This is a genomic window from Actinomadura parmotrematis, assembly GCF_019458805.1.
Classification (GTDB): Bacteria; Actinomycetota; Actinomycetes; order Streptosporangiales; family Streptosporangiaceae; genus Spirillospora; species Spirillospora parmotrematis.
The window spans coordinates 66,153-91,606 of sequence record NZ_JAIBOA010000004.1 but is presented as its reverse complement, the minus strand read 5'-3'; the positions used below and the strand labels follow the sequence as shown (position 1 = coordinate 91,606).

General features: G+C 75.5%; 22 protein-coding genes. 10 read left to right on the top strand and 12 right to left on the bottom strand.

Annotated features, from left to right (window positions below; genetic code table 11):
- Positions 1 to 34: 34 nt before the first annotated feature.
- A complete protein-coding gene (locus tag K1Y72_RS07710) occupies positions 35 to 349 on the top strand; it encodes a hypothetical protein (protein WP_220164668.1) in 315 nt (104 codons plus the stop codon).
- Between the two features lie 90 nt (positions 350 to 439).
- Positions 440 to 613, top strand: a complete 174-nt coding sequence (locus K1Y72_RS07705) for a CsbD family protein (protein WP_220164667.1) — start codon at positions 440 to 442, stop codon at positions 611 to 613.
- Between the two features lie 82 nt (positions 614 to 695).
- Here K1Y72_RS07705 and K1Y72_RS07700 read toward each other — a convergent pair whose 3' ends face one another.
- On the bottom strand, positions 696 to 2,258 hold the full coding sequence (locus K1Y72_RS07700) for an adenylate/guanylate cyclase domain-containing protein (RefSeq protein ID WP_220164666.1): 1,563 nt from the start codon (positions 2,256 to 2,258) through the stop codon (positions 696 to 698).
- Positions 2,259 to 2,383: 125 nt separating this feature from the next.
- Here K1Y72_RS07700 and K1Y72_RS07695 point away from each other — a divergent pair, with 125 nt between their 5' ends.
- Positions 2,384 to 2,743 (top strand): hypothetical protein, encoded by a 360-nt coding sequence (locus tag K1Y72_RS07695; protein ID WP_220164665.1) that lies wholly within the window; start codon positions 2,384 to 2,386, stop codon positions 2,741 to 2,743.
- 7 nt (positions 2,744 to 2,750) lie between these two features.
- Here K1Y72_RS07695 and K1Y72_RS07690 read toward each other — a convergent pair whose 3' ends face one another.
- Positions 2,751 to 4,910: a beta-glucosidase gene (locus K1Y72_RS07690; RefSeq protein WP_220164664.1), complete on the bottom strand. Its 2,160-nt coding sequence runs from the start codon at positions 4,908 to 4,910 to the stop codon at positions 2,751 to 2,753.
- A gap of 239 nt (positions 4,911 to 5,149) precedes the next feature.
- Here K1Y72_RS07690 and K1Y72_RS07685 point away from each other — a divergent pair, with 239 nt between their 5' ends.
- From K1Y72_RS07685 to K1Y72_RS07675, 3 genes are all read left to right on the top strand, one after another.
- The gene (locus tag K1Y72_RS07685) at positions 5,150 to 7,885 is read left to right on the top strand and encodes a PQQ-dependent sugar dehydrogenase (protein WP_220164663.1); all 2,736 of its coding nucleotides are present in this window, start codon (positions 5,150 to 5,152) and stop codon (positions 7,883 to 7,885) included.
- Positions 7,886 to 7,956: 71 nt separating this feature from the next.
- Positions 7,957 to 8,808 carry a phosphotransferase family protein gene (locus K1Y72_RS07680; RefSeq protein ID WP_220164662.1) on the top strand — a complete coding sequence of 284 codons (852 nt, stop codon included), beginning with the start codon at positions 7,957 to 7,959 and terminating at the stop codon, positions 8,806 to 8,808.
- Positions 8,809 to 8,890: 82 nt separating this feature from the next.
- Positions 8,891 to 9,160: a TFIIB-type zinc ribbon-containing protein gene (locus K1Y72_RS07675; protein ID WP_220164661.1), complete on the top strand. Its 270-nt coding sequence runs from the start codon at positions 8,891 to 8,893 to the stop codon at positions 9,158 to 9,160.
- Positions 9,161 to 9,221: 61 nt separating this feature from the next.
- On the opposite strand, the gene K1Y72_RS07670 is transcribed toward K1Y72_RS07675, so the two are convergent.
- From K1Y72_RS07670 to K1Y72_RS07655, 4 genes are all read right to left on the bottom strand, one after another.
- Complete coding sequence (locus K1Y72_RS07670; protein ID WP_220164659.1) at positions 9,222 to 11,762, bottom strand: polynucleotide kinase-phosphatase; 2,541 nt, start codon at positions 11,760 to 11,762, stop codon at positions 9,222 to 9,224.
- A complete protein-coding gene (locus K1Y72_RS07665; RefSeq protein ID WP_220164657.1) occupies positions 11,759 to 13,183 on the bottom strand; it encodes a 3' terminal RNA ribose 2'-O-methyltransferase Hen1 in 1,425 nt (474 codons plus the stop codon). Before K1Y72_RS07665 ends, K1Y72_RS07670 begins: the two co-directional genes overlap by 4 nt.
- A gap of 60 nt (positions 13,184 to 13,243) precedes the next feature.
- Positions 13,244 to 14,539 (bottom strand): DUF3152 domain-containing protein, encoded by a 1,296-nt coding sequence (locus K1Y72_RS07660; protein WP_220164655.1) that lies wholly within the window; start codon positions 14,537 to 14,539, stop codon positions 13,244 to 13,246.
- Positions 14,540 to 14,664: 125 nt separating this feature from the next.
- A complete protein-coding gene (locus K1Y72_RS07655) occupies positions 14,665 to 15,393 on the bottom strand; it encodes a TetR/AcrR family transcriptional regulator (RefSeq protein ID WP_258572094.1) in 729 nt (242 codons plus the stop codon).
- A 215-nt stretch (positions 15,394 to 15,608) separates the two neighbouring features.
- Here K1Y72_RS07655 and K1Y72_RS07650 point away from each other — a divergent pair, with 215 nt between their 5' ends.
- A complete protein-coding gene (locus K1Y72_RS07650) occupies positions 15,609 to 17,345 on the top strand; it encodes an MFS transporter (protein WP_220164654.1) in 1,737 nt (578 codons plus the stop codon).
- Between the two features lie 115 nt (positions 17,346 to 17,460).
- Here the strand turns inward: K1Y72_RS07650 and K1Y72_RS07645 are convergent, their stop codons facing one another.
- A complete protein-coding gene (locus K1Y72_RS07645; protein WP_220164653.1) occupies positions 17,461 to 18,387 on the bottom strand; it encodes an LLM class F420-dependent oxidoreductase in 927 nt (308 codons plus the stop codon).
- Positions 18,388 to 18,471: 84 nt separating this feature from the next.
- Positions 18,472 to 20,376 (bottom strand): DUF11 domain-containing protein, encoded by a 1,905-nt coding sequence (locus tag K1Y72_RS07640; RefSeq protein WP_220164652.1) that lies wholly within the window; start codon positions 20,374 to 20,376, stop codon positions 18,472 to 18,474.
- A gap of 293 nt (positions 20,377 to 20,669) precedes the next feature.
- Between K1Y72_RS07640 and K1Y72_RS07635 the strand changes: the two genes are divergently transcribed.
- On the top strand, positions 20,670 to 21,710 hold the full coding sequence (locus K1Y72_RS07635; protein WP_220164651.1) for a glycoside hydrolase domain-containing protein: 1,041 nt from the start codon (positions 20,670 to 20,672) through the stop codon (positions 21,708 to 21,710).
- Positions 21,711 to 21,714: 4 nt separating this feature from the next.
- Here K1Y72_RS07635 and K1Y72_RS07630 read toward each other — a convergent pair whose 3' ends face one another.
- Positions 21,715 to 21,957, bottom strand: coding sequence for a hypothetical protein (locus K1Y72_RS07630; protein ID WP_220164650.1), 243 nt, complete (start codon positions 21,955 to 21,957; stop codon positions 21,715 to 21,717).
- Positions 21,958 to 22,091: 134 nt separating this feature from the next.
- Positions 22,092 to 22,487 carry a helix-turn-helix domain-containing protein gene (locus tag K1Y72_RS07625; RefSeq protein ID WP_220164649.1) on the bottom strand — a complete coding sequence of 132 codons (396 nt, stop codon included), beginning with the start codon at positions 22,485 to 22,487 and terminating at the stop codon, positions 22,092 to 22,094.
- A gap of 181 nt (positions 22,488 to 22,668) precedes the next feature.
- On the opposite strand from K1Y72_RS07625, the gene K1Y72_RS07620 reads away from it, so the two are divergent.
- Together K1Y72_RS07620 and K1Y72_RS07615 are read left to right on the top strand one after the other, a co-directional pair.
- Positions 22,669 to 22,980 carry a hypothetical protein gene (locus tag K1Y72_RS07620; RefSeq protein WP_220164648.1) on the top strand — a complete coding sequence of 104 codons (312 nt, stop codon included), beginning with the start codon at positions 22,669 to 22,671 and terminating at the stop codon, positions 22,978 to 22,980.
- Between the two features lie 31 nt (positions 22,981 to 23,011).
- The gene (locus tag K1Y72_RS07615) at positions 23,012 to 23,347 is read left to right on the top strand and encodes an SAM-dependent methyltransferase (RefSeq protein ID WP_220165126.1); all 336 of its coding nucleotides are present in this window, start codon (positions 23,012 to 23,014) and stop codon (positions 23,345 to 23,347) included.
- Here the strand turns inward: K1Y72_RS07615 and K1Y72_RS07610 are convergent.
- Complete coding sequence (locus K1Y72_RS07610; RefSeq protein ID WP_220164647.1) at positions 23,245 to 24,399, bottom strand: alpha/beta hydrolase; 1,155 nt, start codon at positions 24,397 to 24,399, stop codon at positions 23,245 to 23,247. The genes K1Y72_RS07615 and K1Y72_RS07610 overlap by 103 nt on opposite strands.
- 49 nt (positions 24,400 to 24,448) lie before the next feature.
- Positions 24,449 to 25,372 carry a LysR family transcriptional regulator gene (locus K1Y72_RS07605; protein ID WP_220164646.1) on the bottom strand — a complete coding sequence of 308 codons (924 nt, stop codon included), beginning with the start codon at positions 25,370 to 25,372 and terminating at the stop codon, positions 24,449 to 24,451.
- Positions 25,373 to 25,454: the final 82 nt, after the last annotated feature.

Sequence of the window (25,454 nt, the reverse complement as noted above, 5' to 3'; positions counted from 1 at the left end):
TCCAAGCGATCTATCCGCGCGGACAGGACGGTGCATGGACGAACGGCCGCCGCCGCCCGCCGGCGCCGTCCCCAGCGAGGACGCGCGGGCCCTGGTCGACGCCGCGCGGCGGACCGCCGCCGCCCTGGTGCGGGCGGCCCAGCAGGACGCCGACCGGGACGTGCACCGGGTGCGCGCGGCCGTGGCGTCCGCCGGGGCCGACCCGCTGCTGGTGGAGCGGGCGATGGAGCGGGCCGCCGCGCGCGTCGAGGCCGTGGCGCGCCGCGCCGCCCGGCTGGTCGAGGACGCCCGCGCGCACGCCCTGGCCGCCGGCGAACCTCTCCGGAAAAAATCCCGCGACGATGATTGAAGCCGTTCCAGTGGGCATTAATGACGTCGCAAGCGACAAAGGCGAATCGACCGGCCGGCGCGAACCGGCCGGAGGACGTGAGGAGCGACGATGGGTCTGGGCGACAAGGTGGGCAACAAGGCCGAGGACCTGAAGGGCAAGGCCAAGGAGGCCGCCGGCAAGGTCACCAAGAACGAGCGCCTCGAGACCGAGGGCCGCGCCGACCAGGTCTCGGCCGACGTCAAGCAGGCCGGCGAGAAGGCCAAGGACGCCTTCCGCCACTGAGCCTCGAACGCCCGGAATGGCGCGCCCGGATTTTCCGGCGCGCCATTCGGCGTTCCTCGCTCCGGAAAGGGCGGAGCCTTTCTCAGTTGCCGACGGGCTCGTCGGCCGTCGGGGCGGCGAGGCGGGTCGGTTCGAGGCGGCCGCGGACGACGACCTCGCCGGTGGTCGTCCAGCGGGCCGCCTCGGCGGGGCCGGCGGCGTCCAGGGCGGCGCCGGAGGCGAGGACGCGGGCGGGGGTCTTCTTGGCCAGCTCGGTGAGGCGGGCCGCCTCGTTCACCGGGTCGCCGATCACGGTGTACTCGAACCGGTTCTCGGCGCCGATGTGGCCCGCGACGGCCGGGCCCGCCGAGACGCCGACGGCCGCGGTGACCTGCGGGACCTCGGCGGCGAGGCGGGACGCCAGCTCGCGGGCGGCGGCGAGCGCGCGGGCCGGGCCGTCCGGCAGCTCCAGCGGCGCCCCGAAGATCGCCAGGGCGGCGTCGCCCTCGAACTTGTTGATCCAGCCGCCGTGCGCGTTCACCACCTGGACGACCACCGCGAAGAACTCGTTCAGCAGCCCGACGACCTCGCCCGGCGGGCGGGTCGCGGCGAGCCGGGTGGAGCCGACCAGGTCCACGAAGATCACCGCGATCGCGCGGACCTCGCCGCCGAGCTCGACGCCGCGCTGCAGGGCGAGCCGGGCGACGTCCTGGCCGACCTGGCGGCCGAACAGGTCCTGCAGCATCTCGTGCTCGCGGAGCCCGGCGACCATCTGGTTGAACCCGGCCTGCAGCTGCCCGATCTCGCTGCCGTCGTAGACCGGCACCCCGGTCAGCAGGTCCTGCTGCTCGACGCGGGCCATGGCGCGGCGGACCGAGTCGATCGGGTCGGCCATCGCGCGCGCCGCCAGGTAGGTGACGCCGACGCCGACGAGCAGCGCGGTGCCGGCGAGCGCGACCATCGTCCAGCTGAGCTGGCGGCTCGACACGTCCGCGACGGTCAGCGACGCCGCGCCCATGAGCAGGACGCCGAGCACCGGCACGGCGGTGCCGAGCCCCCACGCCAGCACCGAGCGGACGACGACGCCCGGCACGCGCGTCGCGGCCGGGACGCGGGTGGCGAGGGCGAGCGCGACCGCCGGGCGGAACAGCCGCTCGGTCACCAGGTAGACGATCGTGCAGGTGGTGAGGCCGCCGAGCAGCACGGTGAGGCCGAGCTTGAGCGCCATCAGCGGCGAGAAGGCCAGGTTCACGGCGGCCCACCCGCCGGCCGCGAGGCCCCACAGCGCCCCGTGCACCTTCATGAGCAGCAGCGGCGCGCGGAGGACGAGGCGCTGCTCGGCCTCGGTGAGCGGCCGGTCGGTGACGAGCAGCCGCCGCACCGGCGCGAACGTGCGGAGCCCCACCGCCACGCCGACGGTGATCGCGGTGGTGGCGTAGGCGAAGAACAGCGCGAGGTTGGCGTGCCGGATGCCCGCGTCGCCGTGGATCTCCCGCGGGTCGGGCAGCACGACGGTGGCGAGCACGAGGACGACCAGGGCGCCCACCGCGTTCGCCACCACCGCGCTCACGATCACCAGCCGCCGGATCCGGCGCTCCAGCTCCGCGCGCGGCGCGCCGGGCGGGCCGTCGAGGAACCGCGCCAGCGCGTGCCGCATCTGCCTCATACGCCCGGACTGTACCCGGGGCCCCGGGCGCCCGCCGACGTCCCGGCCGCCCGCCCCCGGCCTTTCGCCGGAGCGGTGGGCGGGGCGGCGCCTAGACTGGGGAGGCACGGGAGGTGACATCCGCCATGGGCAGGCAGGGGGAGACGCCCGCGCCGGAGCGGTCCGGGCGCGCGCGCCGGCCGGGCGCGGACGGCCCGGGGTTCCCGCCGGGCGGCTGCGGGTTCGAGGTGCGCTACACGCTCGGCCGCCGCGGGCACGGGGTGGAGGCGTTCCCCGACGAGTTCGAGCTCGGCCGCTGGTTCACCATGATGATCGCCGAGGGCAAGCTGCGTCCCGAGCGCTTCACCGAGCCCGACGAGGACGGGCAGAACGGCTACCAGATCTTCTGCGTGACGCCCGCCGGGCGGCAGCGCATCAGCTACTTCCACCCCCGCCTCGTCCGCGGCCGCATCGAGGGCACCGCCGCCGCCCCCCGCGACCGATGACCCCCGGTCAGCAGAGGCGGGCGGCGAGGGGGGTCGCGCGGGCGGAGGTGCCGACGAGGACGGACGTGCAGCCGGGCGCGGTGCGCCAGGACGCGCGGGCCTCGTCCCAGTAGGCGAACGAGCGGGCGTCCAGCGGGAAGGTCACCTTCGCCGACCTCCCCGGCGCCAGCGCGATCTTGGTGAAGCCCTTGAGCTGGCGGGCGGGCTGCGGCGCCCCCGGCGCGCTCGGCAGCCCGAGGTAGAGCTGCGGGACGGCGTAGCCGGTGCGCTTGCCGGTGTTGGTGACGGTCGCGGTCACCGCCGTCCGGGTCGCCTTGAGCCCCGACAGCTTGAAGGTGGTGTAGGACAGCCCGTACCCGAACGGGAACGCCGGCGCGACGCCCCGGCTGTCGTAGCCGCGGTAGCCGACGTTCACGCCTTCGGCGTAGGTCACCGTGCCCTTGACGCCCGGGTAGAGGGCGTCGCCGCCCGAGGCGGGCGCGTCGGCCTCGCGCGCGGGGAAGCTGACGGGCAGCCGCCCGCCGGGGTCGACGTCCCCGTAGAGGACGCGCGCGATGGCGTCGCCGCCCCGCTCCCCCGGGTACCACGCCTCGACGATGCCCTTGACCTTGGCCGCCCAGGGGGTGAGGACGGGCCCGCCCGTCTGCAGGACGACGACGGTGCGGGGGTTGGCGGCGGCGACGGTCGTGATCAGCTCGTCCTGGTCGCCGAGGTCGGCGCCGCCGCAGGCCAGCGTGAGGCAGGCGACGTCGGCGTCCTCGGCGCGGCGGTCGGCGGCGAACACGACCGCGACGTCGGCGGCGCGGGCCGCCTTGGCCGCGGCGGCGAGGTCGGTGCCGGGGGTGTAGGTGGCGCGGCCCGCGCCGGCGCGGGCGGTGAGGCCCTGCCGGGCAGTGACGGGGGCGACCGGCGCGACGTGGGCCGAGCCGACGCCGCTGCGGAACGTATCGGCGGCCCGCCCGATGATCGCGACCGTGCCGCCCGGCTTCAGCGGCAGGGTGCCGCCGCTGTTCTTCAGCAGGGTGACGCCCTGCTCGGACAGCTCGCGGGCGGTGCGCGCGTGCGCGGCGCGGTCGATCGCGGCGGCGCCGCCGCGGCGGGCGCGGTCGAAGGCGCCGAAGGCGAACATGGTGCGCAGCCGCTCGGCGAGGCGGGCGTCGACGTCCGCCCAGGTGATCTCGCCGTTGCGGAGCTGCTCGCGCAGCACCGGCGGGGTGTAGAAGACGCCGAGCGGCATCTCCAGGCCGAGGCCCGCCTTCACCGACCCGCTCGTCTCCTTGACGCCCATCATCCAGTCGCTGACGACGGCGCCCTTGAACCCCCACTCGCGGCGCAGGACGCCGTCCAGCAGGGCGGAGCTGGAGCAGCTCGGGCTGCCGTTGACGCGGTTGTAGCCGCACATGACGGTGGCCGCGCCGCCCTGTTTCACGGCCGCCTCGAACGGCGCGAGGTACACCTCGCGCAGCGCGCGCTGCCCAATGGAGGCGTTGACGGTGTAGCGGTGGTCCTCCTGGTTGTTGGCCGGGAAGTGCTTCACCTCGGCCATCAGCCCGCCCTTCTGCACCGCCCTGATCCAGGCGGTGCCGAGCCGGGACGACAGGAGGGGGTCCTCGCCGTACGCCTCGAAGGCGCGGCCGCTGCGCGGCGTCCGCATGATGTCGACGGCCGGGCCGAGCACCACGTCGTTGCCGTGCCGGGCCGCTTCATCGGCGACGACGCCGGCGGCGCGGCCGGCGGCGGCGGTGTCGAAGGTCGCCGCGAGCGACAGCCCGGACGCGAGCGCGGTGTTCGGGCCCTGCTTGACGCCCATCGACCCGGCGTCGACCAGGTAGAGGTCGGGGACGCCGAGGCGGGCGACGCCGTGGACCGTTCCCGCCCGGAAGCGGGCGTCGCCCTCGGCCTTCAGCGGGCCGACCATGTCGTCGCCCGCCATGAGGCCGAGCTTCTCGTCCCCGGTGAGCCGGGCGATCAGCAGCGCGGCCCGGCGGTCCGGGCCGAGCGCGGTGTCGCACCAGGGGCGGCCGGCGGGGGCCGCGCACGGGGCGCCGGCCGCGGCCGCGGCGAGGCCGGCGTGACGCGAGGTCCCGGCGCAGGCGGAGAGGGACGCCAGGAGCGTCACGGCGGTCGCCGCCCCGAATAGGGACAGCGCCGTTCTTCTGTTGAGCACAGCCCGAAACTATAGATCCGCTTTTGCCCCGATGACCAGAGGAATCGGACGCCGGCGACGACGGGCAGGTCAGCCCGCCCCACTAGCGCAGGACGCCGCAGAGTAGTGACCGGATCACAGGTTCTGGTTCACCTCCTGGCCACCTCTGGCCCCGCCCCCTCCCGACCGCGCGAAATCGTTCATCGTTCCGGGAGGACCCCACCCCCATGACCTCGCCGAAGGCCCAGAAGGGACCGCTCGTGACCGCTGGACCGCCCCCCGTCCCGCGCCGCCGCCCCGTCCCGCCCGGCCGCGCTCCGCACGGCGCCGCCCTGCGGAGCCGCCCGGGCGTGGCGCTGTCGCTGGCCGTGATCCTCGCCGCCGTCCTCGCGGCGGTCGTCGGCGACCCGCGCGCCGCGCGGGCGCTGCCCGCCAACTTCCAGGAGAAGGAGGTCTTCAAGGGCCTCACCGCGCCGACCGCGGTGCGCTTCTCCCCCGACGGCCGGGTCTTCGTCGCCGAGAAGAGCGGCATCGTCAAGGAGTTCGACTCCCTCACCGACACCACCGGCCGCGTCTACGCCGACCTGCGGCCGCAGGTGTTCAACGGCTGGGACCGCGGCCTGCTCGGCCTCGCGCTGCACCCGAACTTCCCCGCCGACCCGCGGATCTACGTCATCTACACCTACAACGGCCAGATGGGCGGGACGTTCCCGCGCTGGCCGTCGGCCGACGGCACCAACGACCAGTGCCCCGACCCGCCCGGCGCCAACAACCAGGGCTGCGTCGTCGCGGGCCGCATCTCGGTCCTGTCGCCCGAGGACAAGGCGCAGGGCGCCCTCGCCGACCGCGCGGACACCGGGCCCGTCACCGAGAAGGTCCTGCTGGAGGACTGGTGCCAGCAGTTCTCCAGCCACTCGGTCGGCACGCTGGCCTTCGGCCGGGACGGCAAGCTGTTCGCGGGCGGCGGCGACGGCGCGAGCTTCCAGTACGCCGACTACGGGCAGAAGAACAACGCCTGCGGCGACCCGCCGAAGGCCGCCGGCACCGCGCTCACCGCGCCGACCGGCGAGGGCGGCGCGCTGCGCGCCCAGGACCGGCGCACCCCCGCCGACCCGACCACCCTCGACGGGACGATCATCCGGATCGACCCCGACACCGGCAAGGCCGCCGCGGGCAACCCCACCACGACCGGCGACGAGAACGCCAAGCGGATCGTCGCCTACGGCCTGCGCAACCCGTTCCGGTTCACCGTGCGGCCGGGCACCGACGAGGTCTGGCTCGGCGACGTCGGCTACACCACCTGGGAGGAGATCGACCGGATCCCGGCCCCGACCGCCGAGGTCCGCAACTTCGGCTGGCCCTGCTACGAGAACGCCGGCCGCACCCCCGGCTACGACGGCGCGAACCTGAACGTCTGCGAGAACCTCTACAAGGCGGGCGCGAGCGCGATGATCCAGCCGCGCTTCGCCTACAAGCACAGCGACAAGGTCGTGGCGGGCGAGACCTGCGGCACCGGCAGCTCGTCCATCAGCGGCACCGCGTTCTACGCCGGCTCGCTCTACCCCGCCCAGTACAAGGGCGCCCTGTTCTTCGCCGACTACGCCCGCAAGTGCGTGTGGGCGATGAAGCCGGGCGCCGACGGCCTGCCCGACAAGACCAGGATCGAGACGTTCGCGCCGGACGCCGGCGGCATCGTCGACCTCCAGGCGGGCCCGAACGGCGACCTGTACGGCGCCGACATCCTCGGCGGCCGCATCGTGCACTTCGTCTACAACGGCGTCAACAACCCGCCGGTCGCCACCATCAAGTCCGACGTGACGAGCGGCCCCGTCCCCCTGGACGTGGAGCTCGACGGGTCGGCGTCCACCGACGCCGACGGGAACCTGCCGCTCGCCTACGCCTGGGACCTCGACGGCGACGGCGACTACGACGACGCGACCGGCGCGACGGCGAGCACGACGTTCACCGGCAAGGGCAGGCACACCGTGGGCCTGAAGGTGACCGACGCCAAGGGCGCGTCCGACACCGCGACCCAGGTGATCACCGCCGGGTCGTCCCCGCCGGTCGCGCGGATCGACGTCCCGGACGCGACCGCCGCCTGGAAGGTCGGCGACACCATCGCCTTCGCCGGCGGCGCGACCGACCCCGAGGACGGCGCGCTCACCGGCACCGCGCTGAACTGGCAGATCATCATGCACCACTGCCCGAGCAACTGCCACACCCACACCGTCACCGGGCAGAGCGGCGCGACCGGGTCGTTCGTCGCCCCCGACCACGAGTACCCCTCGTGGCTGGAGCTGCGGCTCACCGCCACCGACGCCGACGGGCTGAGCGACACCAAGAGCGTGGAGCTGCACCCGAGGACCAGCACCGTCAAGCTGGTCAGCAGCCCCGCGGGCATCCCGCTGACGCTGCTGGAGACCAGCAAGGCGGCGCCGTTCACCGGAACGGTCATCACCGGCTCGGACGTGTCGGTGTCGGCGCCGACCAAGACCCAGCTCGTCGGCCGGACGCTGTACGAGTTCGCCGGCTGGTCGGACGGCAAGGCGTCGGCGCACAACATCACCGTCGGCGACGACGTCACCCTCACCGCCACCTACCGGCCGAAGACCGACCTGGCGCTGAAGAAGGCCGCCAAGGCGTCCAGCGTGGAGAAGGCGGGGCTGGAGGCCGCCAAGGCCGTGGACGGCTCGGCGACCACGCGCTGGTCGAGCAAGAAGGCCGACCCGCAGTGGCTCCAGGTCGACCTCGGCCAGGCGCGGCAGGTCGGCGGCGTCGTGCTGCGCTGGGAGGCGGCCTACGCCAAGGACTACAAGATCCAAACGTCGGCGGACGGGACGACCTGGACGACCCGGGCGACCCGCACCGGCGGCGACGGCGGCGCCGACTGGCTCGCCTTCACCCCGGCGACCGCCCGCTACGTGCGGGTGTACGGGACCAAGCGGGCCACCGCCTACGGGTACTCGCTGTACGCGTTCGAGGTGTACGACCGCTGAGCCGCCCCCGCGCCCCGTCCCCCGCCGCCGCCCGCGCGGCGGGGGGCGGGGCGCGGTGGTTGACTGGCCCGATGCCCGAACTGTTCGACCGGCTGGCGGAGCTCGCCGGCCCCGGCGAGCCGAGCGTCCTGTACGACCGGCACGGCGTGCTGGTGGTGCGCGCCGGCGGCGCCGTCGCCAAGGCGCACCAGGCCGACCGCGACACCGGCCCGGCGCTCGCGGCGCGGCTGCGGGTCGCGGCGGCCCTGCCGGACCTGCTGCTCGCGCCGCTCGGACCGCCCCTGGAGGCGGCCGGGCGGACGGTCACGCGCTGGCCCTACGGCGCGCCCGTCGACCCGTCCGCCGACCCGCCATGGGAGGAGGGCGGGCGCCTCCTCGCCCGGCTGCACCGCGCGCCCGTCCCCGAGGGGACGCCGCCGTGCGGCCGCCCCGACCGCGCCGCGCGGCTCGTCGGGCGCCTCGGCGGCGGCGCGGACGAGGACACCGTCCGCGCCGCGTTCGCCACGCTGCCGCCCTGGATCCGGGCGGGCGCCGCGCCGCCCTCCCCGGGCACGGCCCTCGTGCACGGCGACTGGCATCTCGGGCAGCTCGTGCGGACGGCGGCGGGGTGGCGGCTCATCGACGTCGAGGACCTCGGCACCGGCGATCCCGCCTGGGACCTGGCCCGGCCCGCCGCGCTCTACCTGGCGGGCGTCCTCGACCCGCGCGACTGGGCGCGCCTCACCGGCGCCTACCGGGACGCCGGCGGCCCGCTGCCCGCCGACCCGTGGAACGTCCTGGACGTTCCGGCCCGAACTCTGGCGATCCAGATCGCCGCCACGTGCGTCATATCGGCACGGGAGGGGGAACGCGAGCTGGAAGGGCCGGAGCGGGCGCTCGTCGGCGCCTGCGCCCGCATCGCGCGGAGCGGCCTTCCCGCATGACGTGGCGGGAGTACTGCCCTAGATTTACCTCTTACCTGGGGGTCCAGACCGATCTGGACCACTGCGAAAGGACGGCAAGGCGATGCACTGTCCCAAGTGCCGTGGCGTGATGCGGACCTACACCCGCAACGGCGTCCACATCGAGCAATGCGACAACTGCCGCGGCATCTTCCTCGACTACGGCGAGCTGGAGGCCCTCAGCCGCATGGAGGCCGGCTACAACGCGGCTCCCCCGCCGCCGCCGTCGTCGGCGCCCGCCTGGGGCGCCCCCGCGCAGGTGCACCACCATCACCACCCCCAGCACCACCGCGGGCACCACGGCAGCATGTTCCACATGCTCTTCTCCACCTGAGCGACCCCATCCGGGCGGCGGGGCCACCGCGGACCGCGGTGGCCCCGCCGGGCGGCGCCCCCTACAGGCGCGGGTCGACCGGCTCGGACTCCAGCGCCAGCACCGCGAACACCGCCTGGTGGCGGCGCCAGAGCGGCTCGCCGCCGACGAGGCGGTGCAGCGCCTCGACGCCGAGGGCGTGCTCGCGCGTGGCGAGCGAGCGCTTGCGGCCGAGCGACCGGGCGCGCAGCCGGTCCAGGTGGGCGGGCTCGGTGTAGTCGGGCCCGTAGATGATGCGCAGGTACTCGCGGCCCCGGCACTTCAGGCCGGGCTGGACGCGGCGGTCGTCGGGGAGCGGGCCGAGCGGCTTCACCACCATGCCCTCACCGCCCTCGGCGGTGCACTTCTCCCACCATTCGGTCACCGCCTTCTCACTGTCGGGCGAGTCCAGGTCGGCGGTCCGCCAGGCGGTCGGCCGGATCAGCCCGGAGGCGTCGGCGGCGGCGAGCCGCTCGGCGACCTCCATGTGCCACACGTGGTCGCGCTCGGTCGCCCAGGCGTGCCCGTTCCCGGCGAGCACCTGGAACGGGGCGAGCGCGATCCCGTCCAGGCCGTCGACGTCCCAGCAGTAGCGGGCGTAGGCGTCGCGGAACAGGCCGGCGTTGGCGGCGCGCCGCTCGGTGCGCTCGCCGAGGCCGCCGACGTCCACGCCGCGCGCGGCGGCGCGGGCGAGCGCCTCGGACGCGGCGGGCAGCGCCGCGCGGGCGGCGGCCCCGGTCGCCGCGTACTGGCCGCGGATCAGGTCCATCGCCTTCACCGACCAGGGCAGCAGCTCGCCGTCCAGGACGAGCCAGCCGGTGTCCAGCTCGTCCCACAGGCCCGCCGCGCCGACCGCGTCCCGCACCCGGTCGAGGACGGCGGCGGTGCGCGCCGGGTCGCGGAAGAACGCGCGGCCGGTGCGGGTGTAGAGGGCGCCGGTCGAGCCGTCGCGCACGCCGAAGGCGCTCTCGGCGGTCGCCGCGTCGCGGCACACCACCGTGATCGCCCGCGAGCCCATGTGCTTCTCCTCGCAGATCACCCGCCGCACGCCCGCGTCCCGGTAGGCGGCGAGCGCCTCGGCCGGGTGCTCCAGGTACCCCTCCTCCTTGGAGGTGGCGGCGGGCGCCATCGTCGGCGGCAGGTAGGCGAGCCAGCGCGGGTCGATGGCGAACCGGCTCATCACCTCCAGCGCGGCGAGCGCGTTCTCCTCGCGGACGGTGACGCGGCCGAGCAGCGCGGTCTCCACGCCGCCGGCGTCCAGCACGTCGTCGATCTTCAGGTCGTCGATGTCGCGGGCGTCGGGCGCCGCGGCCAGCGGCCGGGTCGGCTCGTACCACTGCCGCCGCGCCGGCACCGCGACGATCTCGCGCTCGGGGTAGCGCAGCGCCGACAGCTTCCCGCCGAACACCACGCCGGTGTCCAGGCAGAGCGTGTTGTTGATCCACTCGGTGTCGGGGACGGGCGTGTGCCCGTAGACGACCATGGCGGCGCCCCGGTACTCGCGCGCCCACGGGTAGCGGACGGGCAGCCCGTACTCGTCGGTCTCGCCGGTGGTGTCGCCGTAGAGCGCGAACGAGCGGACGCGGCCGGAGGTGCGGCCGTGGTAGCTCTCCTTCAGCCCGGCGTGCGCGACGACGAGCCGCCCGCCGTCCAGGACGTAGTGGCTGATGAGGCCGTCCATGAAGGCGCGCGCGGCGTCGCGGAACGCCGCGTCCTCGGCGGCGAGCTGCTCCAGCGACTCGGCGAGGCCGTGCGCGACGCGCACCTTGCGGCCGGCGAGCGCCTTCAGCAGCTTGGCCTCGTGGTTGCCCGACACGCAGAGCGCGTCGCCGGCCGCGACCATGCCCATGGCGAGGCGCAGCACGCCCGGGGTGTCGGGGCCGCGGTCGACCAGGTCGCCGACGAACACCGCGGTGCGGCCGCCGGGGTGGTGCGCGCCGGCGGCGCGGCCCTCCGCGTCGTGCTCGATCTCGTAACCGAGATCGCCGAGCAGGTCCTCCAGCTCGGCGCGGCAGCCGTGCACGTCGCCGATGACGTCGAACGGGCCGGTGAGGTCGCGGCGGTCGTTCCACGGCCTCTCGCGGACGAGGACGGCGGTGTCGATGTCGTCGCCCGCCAGCACGTGCACGCGCTTGAACTCGCGGTGCAGCGAGCGCATGCCGCGGCGCAGCTCGCGGTGCTGGCGCGGGACGACGTGGTCGCCGAAGTCGCGGTCGGGGCGCGTCCGGTTGCGCTCGGCGGCGACCTCCGGCGGGACGTCCAGCACGATCGCCGCCGACAGGACGTCGTGCTCCTTGGCGACGTGCAGCAGCGACTCGCGCGAGCGCGGCTGCACGTTGGTGGCGTCCACGACGGTGAGCAGGCCGCGGCGCAGCCGGATGCCGACGATGTGGTGCAGCAGCGCGAACGCGTCGCCGGTGGCCGACTGGTCGTTCTCGTCGTCGCTGACGACGGCGCGGCAGTAGTCGGACGAGATCACCTGGGACGGCAGGAAGTGGCGGCGGGCGAAGTGCGACTTGCCCGATCCCGACACCCCGACCAGCACGACCAGCCCGGTCGCGGGGATCCTCAGCTCGCGGGTCATCGGACGAACACCCCCATCTGGGTCGGGGCGCCGGCGGCCGGGTCGGCGTCGCCGACCGGGACGTACCGGACGCGGTAGCCGTGGGCGGCGCAGACCCCGTCGGCCCACGCGCCGAACTCGGCGCGCGTCCACTCGAAGCGGTGGTCGGGGTGGCGCATCGCGCCCGGCGCGAGGCCCTCGTAGTGGACGTTGTACTCCGCGTTCGGGGTGGTGACCACCACGACGCGGGGGCGGGCGCCGCCGAACACCACGCGCGCGACGGCGCCCAGGCGCGGCGGGTCGATGTGCTCGACGACCTCCATCAGCACCGCGGCGTCGTGGTCGCCGAACCGCGCGTCGGCGTAGGTCAGGGCGCCCTGGAACACCTCCCGGACGCGGCGCGCGCCGGCCGTGCGGCGGCGGGCGATCTCGACGGCGCGGTAGGACACGTCGGCGCCGCTGACCTCGGTGAACGCGGCGTCGTCCGCGAGGCGCGCCAGCAGCCGGCCCGAGCCGCAGCCGAGGTCGATGACGCTGCTCGCGCCCTCCTCGTGCAGGGCCGCGAGGACGGCGCGGACGCGCAGCTCGGCGAGCGGGGTCCGCGGCTCCGGCGCAGCCCCGGCGGTCTCGGCGGTGTCGGCGGTCCCGGCGGCGTCGGGGCCCTCGTCGTCGATCTCGGGCTGCGACAGCGCCTCGTCGGGCGCCTGGTCGACGCCCGCGAGGCGGCCGAGGGCGGCGCGCACCAGGCCGCGCTTGTTCGACAGGTACCGGCGGGTGATCGCGCCGCGCTCGGGGTGCGCGGCGAGCCAGCCGCCGCCCGCGCGGATCAGCTTGTCGACCTCGTCGGGCGCGAGCCAGTAGTGCTTGCTCTCGTCCAGCACCGGCAGCAGGACGTAGAGCTGGTTGAGCGCGTCGGCGAGGCGCAGCTCGCCGGTGAGGGTCAGCGACACGTACCGGGAGTCACCCCAGGAGGGGAAAGCCTCGTCCAGCGGCACGGCGCGCGCGTCCACCCGCCAGCCGAGCGGGGCGAAGAACCGCTCGGCCTGCGCGGGACCGCCCCGGCAGGGCAGCGCGGGCAGGGTGACGGTCAGCGGGATCTCGGTGTCGGCGAGGTCGGGCCGGGAGTCACAGCGGCCCCGCATCGCGGTGCGGAAGACGTTCGCCATCGCCGACGCCAGCAGCGACGACGCCGCGTACGGGCGGTCGTTGACGTACTGGCCGAGCGAGAAGTCGGGCGTGTTCCGTCCGCGCGTGCGCACGAGCCGCACCGGGTCGACGTCCAGCATCAGCGCCGCCGTGCACCGCTCGGGCCCCGCCTCGGGGTAGAACACGTGCGCGGTGCCGAAGGACTGCTCGAAGCTCTGCATCCGCGCGGGGTGCTTGTGCAGCAGGAAGCCCAGGTCATCGGCCGGATGCCGGGTGGTCGTGATCGTCAGTAGCACCCGGCCAGTCTGGCCGACCCCGCGCGGCGCCGCCCACCGGTTTTCGGGGGGAACGTCCGGTCAGGAGGTGTCCGGGCCGGTGGCGAGGTGGCCGCCGGCGTCGAACGGCCAGCCGTTGACGCGGCACCCGTCCAGCCCCTGGAACTGCTCCATCATCACCGGTGCGGCGCGCCCCTTCCCCGGGCACGTCACGTGCTTCTGGCCGATCCGGTGCCCGACCTCGTGGTTGATCAGGAAGGTGCGGTAGAGCGCCGGGTAGCCCTTGTACTCGGTGGTCGGCAGCAGCCAGCGCCGCAGGTTCACCACGATCTGCCGGCCCGCCGCGCAGTCGGCCTCGCCGGCGGTGTCGACGCCCGCGGCCTGGCACAGCTTGTCGGTGGTGGCGGGCGTGGCGAGCCGGATGACGAAGTCGTAGGAGCCGGAGTCGACGCGCTGGAAGGCCCACTTGCCGCCGGCCGTCCAGCCGCGCCGGCCGCCGAGGATCTGCTCGACCTGCGCGGCGAACGCGCCGGCGCTCTGCTGGGTGCCGCCCTCGACGTCGACCGCGTAGCGCAGCGTCTTCCCGCTGCCCACCGTGTGCGGGACGGCGACGGCGGCGCGGCGGAAGCGCCCGGTGCCCTTGGCCGGGACGGCCGTGCCGGACGGCGGCTCGCCCACCCGGCCCGCGGCGGGCGGGGCGTCCACCGGGGCCGCGCCCGAGGGCCGCGGGTCCCCCGAGCGGATGGGGCCGAGGCCGGTCGAGCCGGCGGGGCGGCTCAGCATGACGAACGCGACGGCGCTGCCGATGCCGAGCCCGCTGATCAGCGTGAGCGAGCCGACCGCCAGCGTGATGTGCAGGATCCGCGAGCGGCGCGCGCCCTCGAAGGCGCGCTCCAGGTCGCCGCCGATGCCGTGCTCGGAGCCGACCGCGAACTTGTCGTCCGGGTCGGGCGCGAGCGGGTCGCGGCCGGCGAACAGGTCGCCGTAGTCGGGTTGCTCGGGCGGCTGCTCGTAAGGCCGGCCGTAGGGCTGGGGCTGGTCGTAGGGCTGCTCGGGCGGCGGGGCGCCGTGCCGGGGCTCGCGGCGGGGTTCGCGCGGCGGCTGCCGCGGCGGCCGGCGCGGGGGCCGCTCCTGCCAGAAGTCGTCGTAGGGCTGCTCCGGCGGCCGCTGCTGCGGGGGCGGCTGGGGCGGGCGCTGCCGGGGCGCCGGCGGGAGGCCATAGGGGTGCTGCTGCTGCGGGGACGGGCCGGACGGCGGGCCGTACGGCTGCCCGGGCGGCCGCGGCGGGCGGCCGCGCCCGTACCCCGGGCCCGGCTCGTCGGGACCGCCGGGTCCGTAGGGGTCGCCCGAGGGGGGACGGTTAGGCGGAGGCTGCATGGCACAGCACAGCATGACAGATAACCGTCACCATATGATCAAGTTGCACCGATCCGGACGGCTGGAAAAGTGTGGCGTTCGGGTCAACGTCGTCCGAATCTCTTCCGCGGCGGGCCGCGGCGGCGTCACCCGTCCTCGGCGTAGGAGGCGATGCCGCGGACCAGGATGTCGAGCCCGAACTCGAAGCGCCCGTCGCCGCCCTCGGCGGTCAGCTCCTCCGCCATCCCGACGATGTTGGGGAAGCGGTCGGGCGGCAGGGCCTCCAGGTAGCGGCGGATCTCGGCGATGTGCTCCCGGAAGGCCCGCCAGGGGTCCTCGCCCGGCGGCGTCTTCGCGAGGATGATGCTGTCCTCGATGACGTCGGCGTCGACGAGCATGCCGAGGGTGTCGATGGCGAGCGCGGCGACCCGGGGCGGGATGCCGCCGGCCCGCATCAGGGCGAGCCGGAACTCCCCGATGGCGAGCGTGTTCGGGCCGGTCGGGAGGGAGGCGAGGGAGACGCGCGCGATGTCGCGGTGGGCCGACAGCACCGCCCGCGACGCGCGGGAGACCTCCTTCATCTGCTCCTGCCAGCGCTCGGGCTCCACCCGCGCGGGCAGCTCGACCTCGCCGAGGACGTGGTCGAGCATCAGCTCGTAGAGCTCGTCCTTGCTCCCCACGTGCGCGTACAGCGAGGCGGGCCCGGTCCCGAGCTCCTGCGCGACGCGGCGCATGGTGACCGCGTCCAGGCCCTCGGCGTCGAGGACGGCGACGGCGGTGCGCACGATGAGCCCCTGCGACAGCGCGCGGCGCGGCTCGGTGCGGCGCGGGCGGCGGCCCGGCGGCGTCGGCATGGGCACGGCTGCGCCGGCCATCGGCGACCCCCAATCTCGCGATACATCTTGACTATCGCGACACGCGATATATCTTCTCTATAGGCGAGACGTCGGCCGTCCGGCCGGGCCCGCCCGGGCAACGAACATCGTACTTGACACGAACACCGTTCGACTTTAGAACAGTGTTCGTAGAGAACGAACACCGTTCCACCGCACTTCCGCCCGATCCTTCCCCCCGACGCTGGGAGACCCCCATGAGCCACACCGCGGCCGGCGGCGCGCCCGCCGGCGTACCCGAGACGCTCTACCGGTGGCGCTGGGCGGCGCTGCTGGTCATCCTGCTCGGCGAGATCATGGACCTGCTGGACTCGCTGATCACCACCATCGCCTCCCCCACCATCCGCGCCGACCTCGGCGGGTCGGCCGCCACCATCCAGTGGCTCGCCGCCGGCTACACGCTCGCCATGGCCGTCGGCCTCATCACCGGCGGGCGCCTCGGCGACCTGTACGGCCGCAAGCGGATGTTCCTCATCGGCGCCGCCGGCTTCACCGTCGGGTCGCTGCTCTGCTCCATCGCGACCGGGCCCGGCATGCTCATCGGCGCCCGCGTCGTGCAGGGCCTGTTCGGCGCGCTGATGCTGCCGCAGGGCATCGGCATGATCCGGCGGATGTTCCCGCCCAAGGAGATGGGCACCGCGTTCGGCCTGTTCGGCCCGATCATGGGCCTGTCGGCGGTCGGCGGCCCGGTCCTCGCGGGCTGGCTGGTGGACGCCGACCTGTTCGGCACCGGCTGGCGCATGATCTTCCTGATCAACCTGCCGGTCGGCGCCGCCGCCGTGCTCTTCGGCCTGCTCGTGCTGCCGCGCGGCCGCGGCGAGGACGCCACCCGCCTCGACCTCGGCGGCGCGGTCCTCGCCTCGCTCGGCGCCGCGCTCGTCGTCTACCCGCTCGTGCAGGGCCGCGAGCTCGGCTGGCCCGCCTGGACGTTCGCCATGATGGCCGCCGCCGTCGCGGTGTTCGGCGTGTTCGCCTGGTACCAGGTGCGCAAGCAGCGCGCCGGCGGCGACCCGCTGATCGTCCCGTCGCTGTTCACCAAGCGCGGCTTCACCGGCGGCCTCGTCGTCGGCCTGGTGTTCTTCTCCGGCATGACCGGCTTCGCCCTCGTGTTCGGCCTCTACCTCCAGCTCGGCCTCGGGTACTCGCCGCTGAAGGCGGGGCTGTCGCAGATCCCCTGGTCCGCCGGCATGATCGTCGGGTTCGGGCTGGCGCAGGCGCTCACCCGCTTCGGCCGCCGCGTCATCCACGGCGGCGCGGTCGTCATGGCCGCGGGCGCGGCGGCGGAGGCCCTCACCCTGCGCCACGGCGGGCTCGACATCACGCCCTGGCAGCTCACGCCCGCGCTCGTCGTCACCGGGCTCGGCATGGGCCTGCTGATGGCGCCGTTCTTCGACACCGTCCTCGCCGGCGTCGAGCCCGCCGAGACCGGGTCGGCGGGCGGCACCCTCACCGCGATCCAGCAGCTCGGCGCGGCGCTCGGCGCCGCCGTCCTCGGCACGATCTTCTTCGGCCTGCTCGGCGGGCACGTCGCGTCCGCCGCCGACGACGGCGCCGCGCGGCTGCGGGCGCGGCTCGCCGCCGCGTCCGTCCCCGCGCCCGTCCAGGACCGCATCGCCGCCGGCCTGCGGGCCTGCGGGCACGACCGCGCCGCCGCCAAGGACGCCGCGGCGACGCCCGCGTCCTGCACGGCGCTGGAGGGGACCGTCCGGCAGGCCGCGGCCGCCGCGCCGCAGCAGGCGGGCGCGATCCGGCAGGCGGTCGGCGCGGCCGGGAAGCAGGCGGCCGGGCAGGGCTTCAGCGACGCCATGCAGGTCACGTCCTGGGTCGTCGTCGGGATGCTCGGGCTGACGTTCGTCGCGGCGTTCCTGCTGCCGCTGCACGCCCGCACCGAGGAGGAGGCGGCCGAGATCGAGGCCGCCGCCGCACCCGCCTGACCCCCCGGTCACCACCCGTCGAGATGCGGCGTGTTGGGCCCTTTGAAGATCGAAAGTGCCCAACACGCCGCATCTCGATTTCGGGCGACCGGGCGGTCACCGGGGGCGGAGGACGCTAGAGGCGGTCCTGGACCTCGGTCGCCAGCAGCTCCAGGTGGCCGAGGTCGTGCAGGTCGAGCACCTGGAGGTAGACGGTCGTGGCGCCGCCCTCGGCCAGCCGGCCGATCTTGTCGACGACCTCGGCGGGCGTGCCGGCGAGGCCGTTCTCGCGGAGCTCGGCGACGTCGCGGCCGATCGCGTCGGCGCGCTCCTTGATCTCGGCCTCGGTACGGCCGCAGCACACCACCTGCGCGGCCGAGTACACCATCGGCTTCGTCCGGCCGGCGGCCTCGACGGCGTCGCGGACCCGCCCGAACGCCGCGAGCGTCTCGTCCACCTTGTGGAAGGGGACGTTGTACTCGTCGGCGTACGCGGCGGCGAGGCGCGGCGTCCGCTTGGCGCCGAACCCGCCGATGAGGACGGGCGGGCCCTCGGGCCGGGCCGGCTTCGGCAGCGCCGGGGAGTCCTTGAGGCTGTAGTGCGCGCCCGCGAAGTCGAACGTCTCGCCCTCGGGCGTCCGCCACAGCCCGGTGATGATCTGGAGCTGCTCCTCCAGCCGCTCGAACCGCTCGTTCAGGCTCGGGAACGGGATGCCGTAGGCGGCGTGCTCCTGCTCGAACCAGCCGGTGCCGATGCCGAAGTCCACCCGGCCCCGGCTCATCCGGTCGACCTGCGCGACGGCGATGGCGAGCGGGCCGGGGTGGCGGAACGTCGCGGCCGTCATCAGCGTGCCGAGCCGGATGCGGCTGGTCTCGCGGGCGAGCGCGCCGAGGGTGATCCAGGCGTCGGTCGGGCCGGGCAGGCCGGACACGTCGCCCATCTTCAGGTAGTGGTCGGAGCGGTAGAAGGCGTCGAAGCCGAGGTCCTCGGTGGCCTTGGCGACCGACAGCAGCGTCTCGTAGCTCGCGCCCTGCTGGGGCTCGGTGAAGATGCGTAGCAGCATGCCCCCATCCTCGTACGGCTCCGGGGCGGAGGCGCACGGCGGGGCCGGGGACCGCGCGTCGCGGTCCCCGGCCCCGCCGCCCGCTCAGCTCTCGCGGCGCCGGCGGGCGAAGCGGGTGAGGATCAGGCCGGTGCCGACCAGGCCGACCGACGCGTCGACCAGCAGCCCCGTCCCGAACCCGGTGTGGGGGAGGCCGCCGGTGCGCGCCGAGCCCGCCCGGTCCGGCGCCCACGCCTGGCGGCCCGTGACGCAGCCGGGCTTGGCGCCGGGGCGGGCGCCCTGGCCGGCGGAGCCGTTCGGGCCGGTCGGGCCGGTCGGGGCGTGCGGGCCGGTGCGGCCGGGGGCGCCGCCCTGCTGCCCCGCCGGTCCGCCGGACGCCGCCGCGCACTCGTCCGGGCTCGCGTGCCCGGAACCGCAGCCGGGCGCGCCGTTGGACGCGCCGCCGCGGCCCGGCGCGGAGCCGTTCGGGCCGCCGCCGCCGGAGGTACCGGAGGTGCCGGAGGCGCCGGAGCCCGTCGTGCACTGGTCGGGGCGCGCGTGGCCGGAGCCGCAGGCGGGCCGTCCGGCCTGGCTCGAGGCGCCGCCGGTCGTGCCCGTGCCGGGACGTCCGGGCATGCCGCCCTGGCGGCCGGGCGAACCGCCGGACGCCGCCGCGCACTGCTGCGCGTTCGCGTGCCCGGCCGCGCATCCGGGCGCGCCGGGGCGTCCGCCCGCCGCGCCGTTCGCGCTGTTGGTGCCGCTCGCGCCGTTCGCCGTGCCCGTGCCGGGGCGGCCGGGCGCGCACGCCGCGTGCGCGGGGCGGTGCGGCACCTTCACCGGCCGGGCCTGCCCGTCGTCCGCGGGCCGCGCGGCCGCCGGCTTGACGATCTTCGTGCGGACGGTGGCGGTGTTGTTCCCGAGCTCCAGCTCGGTCGTGTCGGTGCGCGCCGAGGACGGCGCCTGGAGCACCGTCCCCGGCTTGGCGCCCCGGCCGGGCTGCACGCGGGTGTGGATCGTCCTGCTCTCGCCGACGTCCAGCGAGCCGACCGAGCACGAGTACGCGCTCCCGGCCGTGCCGCCCGCCGGGGAGCCGGGGGACGTCCCGGACGCGTCGGACGTCCCGGACGTCCCGGACGTCCCCGCCGGTCCGGTCGCGCCGGGCCCGCCGGTGCAGGTGCTGTCGTTCTCGACCACGGTCGCGGGCGCGCGGGAGGTCACGACGACGTTCTCGGCCCGGGACGGCCCCGCGTTGCGCACCGTGATCTCGTACGGCACGGTCCCGCCGGGCCGGACGGCCGACGGCCCCCGCTTGGTGAGCGACAGGTCGGCGGTGTCGGCCACCACCGCCGTCGGGAACGCCTTGACGATCCGGGAGGATCCCCAGCTCAGCGTGGCCGTGCTGCTGATCCGCTGCCGGGGCCGCACCGCGGTGGAGACCCGGGCGGTGATCACGCCCTCGACGGTGCGCCCGGCCTGGACGTCGCCGACCCGGCAGACCACGGCGCCGGACGGCGCGGCCTCCCCCGCGTCCGCGGCCGAGCCGGGACCCCGGGGCGCGGCGGGGGCGCCCGCGTCGCCGCCGCCCGCGAACGAGCAGGACGACGAGCCCGACACGTACTCCAGGGCCCCGGACAGGGGCGTCCGCAGCACCGTCCCGGAGGCGGCCCGGCCGCCGTCGTTGGTCATCGAGAACGGCCAGCTGTAGGTGCGGCCGGGGACCAGCGGGGCGCTCGGACCCGACGTCTCGATGGCGAACGAGGCCGGCCGGACGGGCACCGTGCGCCCGCTCGCGCGCTTCTTCGCCTTGTTCTTGGCGCGCACCGGCCGGACGGGGCCGTGCCCGCCGTGCCCGCCGTGCCCGCCGTGCCCGCCGCGCCGGTGCCCGCCGCGCTCGCCGTGCTTGTGGTGGTAGTGCTTGCGGTGGTGCACCTGGACGGGTCCGTCGGCGCGCGCCGGCGCCGTCGCGCCGAGCACCGGGACCAGCGCCAGCAGCGGCGTCGCGGTGAGCACGGCCAGCCCCCGCGCCCGGCTCGGTCCCGCTCCTTCCTGGATCAACATGGCCCCCCGTGACCTGGTCGAAGATCGTGATCAGCTCCGTTGTAGCCAGTCCGGCGGCCGCCGCCTAGCGTCCGCGCCGCGCGGCGGCGCCGGTGCCGCCAACCTTTGGTCAAGGCCCCGGGAGCGGCGGGCGCGGCGGCGTCCCCTTTCCCACCGGTCCGCCCTGATCGTCCGCCAATCTGCTGCGACACACCCCCGCGAAGCGGTTAAATCGTCAAGCATCAGTCGCGAGGTGGGGAGCAGCCATGGCCGTGTTCGGCGTGGACTACGCGTGGGGCCGCCCCGGTCCGGCCGCGCTCACCAGGGCGGGCGTGAAGTTCGCCTGCCGCTACCTGTCGCACGACACCACCGGCAAGAACCTCACCAAGGCCGAGGCGCGGCAGCTCGCCGCCGCCGGCATCTGGCTCGTCGTGGTGTGGGAGACCACCGCCGACCGCGCCCTGTCCGGCCGGGCGGGCGGCACCGCCGACGCCAGGGACGCCGCCGCGCAGGCCGCCGCGTGCGGCATGCCCGCCGACCGGCCGATCTACTTCGCCGTCGACTTCGACGCGACCGCCGCCCAGCAGACCGCCATCAACGCCTACCTCGACGGCGCCGCGTCGGTCATCGGCCGCGCCCGCGTCGGCCTCTACGGCGGCTATTACCCCGTCAAGCGCGCCTTCGACGCCCAGAAGATCGCCTACGGGTGGCAGACCTACGCCTGGTCCGGCGGGCTCTGGGACGCGCGGGCGCAGCTCCAGCAGTACTCCAACGACCACGTCATCAACGGGGTGGGCCTCGACTACGACCGCGCGACGGCCGCCGACTACGGCCAGTGGAAGCCCGGCGTGTCCCCCACCCATCCCCCCGATCAGGAGGACGACATGCCCGACTACGTGTCGGTCGGAACGACCAGGGCGCAGCCCTTGCAGCCCGGGTCCTGGACGACGCTCTCCTGGGAGATCGAGTACTCCGACGCCGAGAAGCAGCACCCGGACGGGGGCGGCCCCGGCGTCCTCAACGGCCCGGCCTTCTACTCCCTGACCGCCTCCGTCCGGGTGGGCGGCGTCCCGGCCGGCACCCGCGTCCAGGTGCGCGTCATCGAGGCCGACACCACCGGCACCGGCTACGAGGGCGGCCCGGTGCAGGACTTCGAGTCGACCGGCGACCCGCTGAACCTGGTCTACGCCGTGTCGGCCGACTCGGTCGCCAAGAACCGCTCGGTGCGCGTCCAGGTCGCCCAGTACGGCGCGGCGGCCGGGACGGTCGAGAACGCCAGCGCCAAGGTGCTGTTCTGGCGGTCCTGAACCGCTAGCGGCGCGGCTCGTCGCGGGCGGCGCGGGCCGCCTCGCGCAGCACGGCCGTCTGGGTGTCGAGGCCGCGCAGGATCCGCACCTGCCGATCGTGGATCTCCCGCGCCGCCCGGACGGCGCCGATCGCGAACGCCACCGCGCCCGCGGCGATCGCCGCGCGGAACAGCGTCGGCGACCACGCGGCGGCCCCGGCGGCGGCCGTGCAAGCCGCGACGGCGGCGGCCGTGCCCGTTGCGCGCATCGCTCGGCCTCCTCGTCCGCTGGAACTCCAGGAGCGCCCGCGGCACTCCTGACCCGGCCCGGCGCAACCAGTCTGCCCCTCGGTCAACCCGGCAACAACCGGTCAGTACCGGAAATCTGAACTTTCTGAGAATCTCAGCGGCCGCCGGGCTCGCCATAGAGGGCGCGCAGGAACTGCAACGCGATCCGGCGCCGGTCGCCGGGACCGTCGCGCAGGTCGGTGAAGTAGGCGGCGAGCTCGTCCAGCTCGCGCAGCGCCCCGTCCGGGCCGTCGCCGTTCGCCCCGGCGGGCTCGCCGCCCTCGGCGATCCGGCCGAGGTCGCCGGGCTCCCAGTCGAGCGCGGCCTCCAGTGCCGAGCGGGTGCGCGCCTGCGGCCAGCGCCCCCCGCCCTCCAGGTTGTAGACGGTCTTCACCGTCACCCCGGCGCGCTCGGCGAGCCGCTCCTGGGTGAGGCCGAGGGCGCCGCGCCGCGCCACGACGTACTTGGCGACCCGCTCGCGGTCCAGCTCTCCGGCCATGCCCTCCAGCATGGCGGAAACATTAAGGAACATCTAGTAAGGGAAGGTGGGAAATTTCCTACCCCGCTGGCTTACCGGATGTACCGGCCATCCCTTGAGAAGTTACCGGTACGTTCCTATCCTGGCATCAGGCCCGCCGCCGCGGACCGGGCCGGCGGCGACGGACCCCCGACACGAAGGGGGCTGATGCACCGTGACCGAGGAAGGATCCGCCACCGTCGACCTCGCGCTCGCCGAGCTGCGCCGCGGCTTCGACGTCCGGCTGGCCGAGCTGGAGGGCCGGCTCGTCCTGGCGGTGGAGCGCGGCGAGGTGCGCGAGCGCCGCATCGACGACCAGAACCGCCTGCTGGACGAGCTGGCGGACCGGCTCGTCACCGCCGAGCGCGAGCAGGTCACCCACGGGCAGCTCGACGACCGCTTCCGGCACACCGTCGCCCTGCTCTCCCTGATCGCCACCGTGGCGTCGGTGGCGGTCGGCCTGCTCGCCACCCTCCTGCCGCACTGACCCGCCGGACGGACGCACCGGCCCCGCCGCCCTGCCGGCGCGCTGCCGCAGGGGCGCGGAAGCGGAACGGGCCGGGTCGAACCGGCGGTTCCTCGGCCGGGCGATCCGGTACCTGACCGGGCTCGGCGTCCGGCAGTTCCTCGACCTCAGGGCCGGGCCGCCCACGCGCGGCAACGCGAGCACCGCGATCGTGCGGGCCGGCCTGCGCGACCCTGACGCCGTCCTCGGCGACCCGGACGTGCGGCGTCGGCGTCGGCGTCGGCGTCAAGGCGTAGGGGCGGCGGGCAGGAACTTGTCGAGGGCGGCGGCGACGAGGGCGGGCTGTTCCAGGGACATCATGTGGGGGGCGCCGGGCAGCTCGCGGTAGGTCGAGCCGGGGACGCGGGCGGCGAGCCCCTTCATGATCTCCGGGGTGGTGGAGGCGTCCAGCTCCCCCGCCAGCACCAGCACGGGCGCGGGGAAGTCGGCGAGGCGGTCCTGCACGTCCACGCCGGCGAAGGCGCGCCAGGCGCCGGCCCAATCGGCCGGGGTGCCGCGCAGCACGCGCTCACGCGCGTAGCGGACCGGCCAGGCGTTCTCGGCGAGCGCCGCCGGGGTGAACCAGCGGGTGAGCGACGGGACGACCTGCGCGGCCATGCCGTCCGCCTCCCCGGACCGGGCGCGGTCCTCGAACGAGGCGAAGGGGTGGTCGGTGGTGGCGAGGAGCGCCAGCGACGCGAACCGCTCGGGGTGGGCGGCCGCCGCGACCTGCGCGATGCCGCCGCCGTAGGACAGGCCGACGACGTGCGCGCGGTCGAGGCCGAAGGCGTCCAGCACGCCGATGAGGTCGGCGGCGGCGTCGTCCATGGTGAAGGGGGTCGGCGAGCCCTGCGCGTGGCCGTGGCCGCGCAGGTCGTAGGCGATGACGCGGCGGCCGGGCAGCAGCCGCATGACCGGCTCCCACATCCGCCAGTCCAGCCCGAGGGCGTGCAGCAGGACGACGGCGGGACCGTCCTCGCCGTGCTGGACGGCGCGCGTCTCGTGGTCGCGGAGCCGGATGCGCCGCTCGGCGAACGGCTGCCCGCCGGTCACCTCGTCGATGACGGCGAGGGCGTTCAGCGCCCGCGGGAACCCCGCGTACGACGCCACGTGCTCGGCGAGCGCGACGAGCTCGGAGGCCGCGACGCCCTGGGCGAGGGCGGCGCGGGTGTGCGTGGCGAGCTGCGGCTCGGCGCCGCCGAGCGCCGCGAGCATCGCGACGGTCGCGAGCTCGCGGTCGGCGCGGCCGAGCTCGGCGTGCGCCATCGGCCCCGCGAACACGCTCTCGATCATCGTGTCGTGGAGCTGCGGGGAGCGGGCGCGGACGGCGGCGAGCCCGGTGGCGGCGTCGATGCCGATCAGCGCGCGGTACTCGTGGCGTCCGCGTTCGGTGCGATCCATGGCGGTCCTGCCTCTCTCGAAGTGGTCACCATGCTGCGCCCGCCGATGATCAGTCGTCCAATATCCGGTCGGGCTCGCGGCCAGAGGTTCCGCTTATGAGGTCGCGGCCGCGCGCCATCTCCAGGAACGCCGCGAGCGCGGGCGCGGGCCGCCGCCGCGCCGACCACACCAGCACCGGGCGCCAGACGGGCGCGGGGTCCAGCTCCAGCACCGCGACCGCCGGTCCGGGCGCCGCCGCGACCGAGCGCGGCATGAACGCGGCGGCGAGCCCGGCGGCGGCGAGCGACCGCGCCGTCCCGTACTCGCGGCTCTCGAACCGCTCGCGGGCGTGGACGCCGGCGGCGTCGAGGGCGTCCCGGACGAGCCGCGAGATCGCCGAGCCGCGCGGGAACAGCACCAGGTCCACCCCGTCCAGGTCGCGGACGGCGATCCGGGCGCGGCCCGCCAGGGGCGTGCCGGGGCCGACGGCCAGGACGAGGGGCTCGGCGCCGAGCGGCGCCTCCGCCAGCGTCCCGTCGCGCTCGGGCGCGGCGGCGAGCGTCGCCACGTCCAGGCGGCCGTCCCGCACGCCCGCCGCCATCTCGTCGGTGTTGTGCTCGCGCAGCTCGACCTCGACGCCGGGATGCGCGGCGCAGTAGTCGGCGAGCAGGCCCGTCAGCTGCGCGACGAGGCCGCGGGCGACGCCGAGCCGCAGGCGCCCGCGCAGGCCGGTGGACCAGCCGAGCATCTCGTCCTCGACGGCGGCGAGGTCGGCGAGGACGCGGTCGGCGTGCGCGAGCAGCGCGGCGCCCGCCGGGGTGAGCGCGACGCGGTGGCCGCTCCGGTCGAACAGGGTGACGCCGAGCTGCCGCTCCAGCTTGCGGACCTGCTGGGACAGGGCGGGCTGCGCGATGTGCAGCGCCTCGGCGGCGCGGGTGAAGTGCAGCTCCCGGGCGACCGCCTGGAAGTAGCCGAGCTGGCGTGAACTGAGCACGTTCGCGATGCTCTCATCCGTCCCGCCAAACACCCGCTTTCACATCGATACCCGTCCGTGACCAACCTCCGGGTTGGACGGC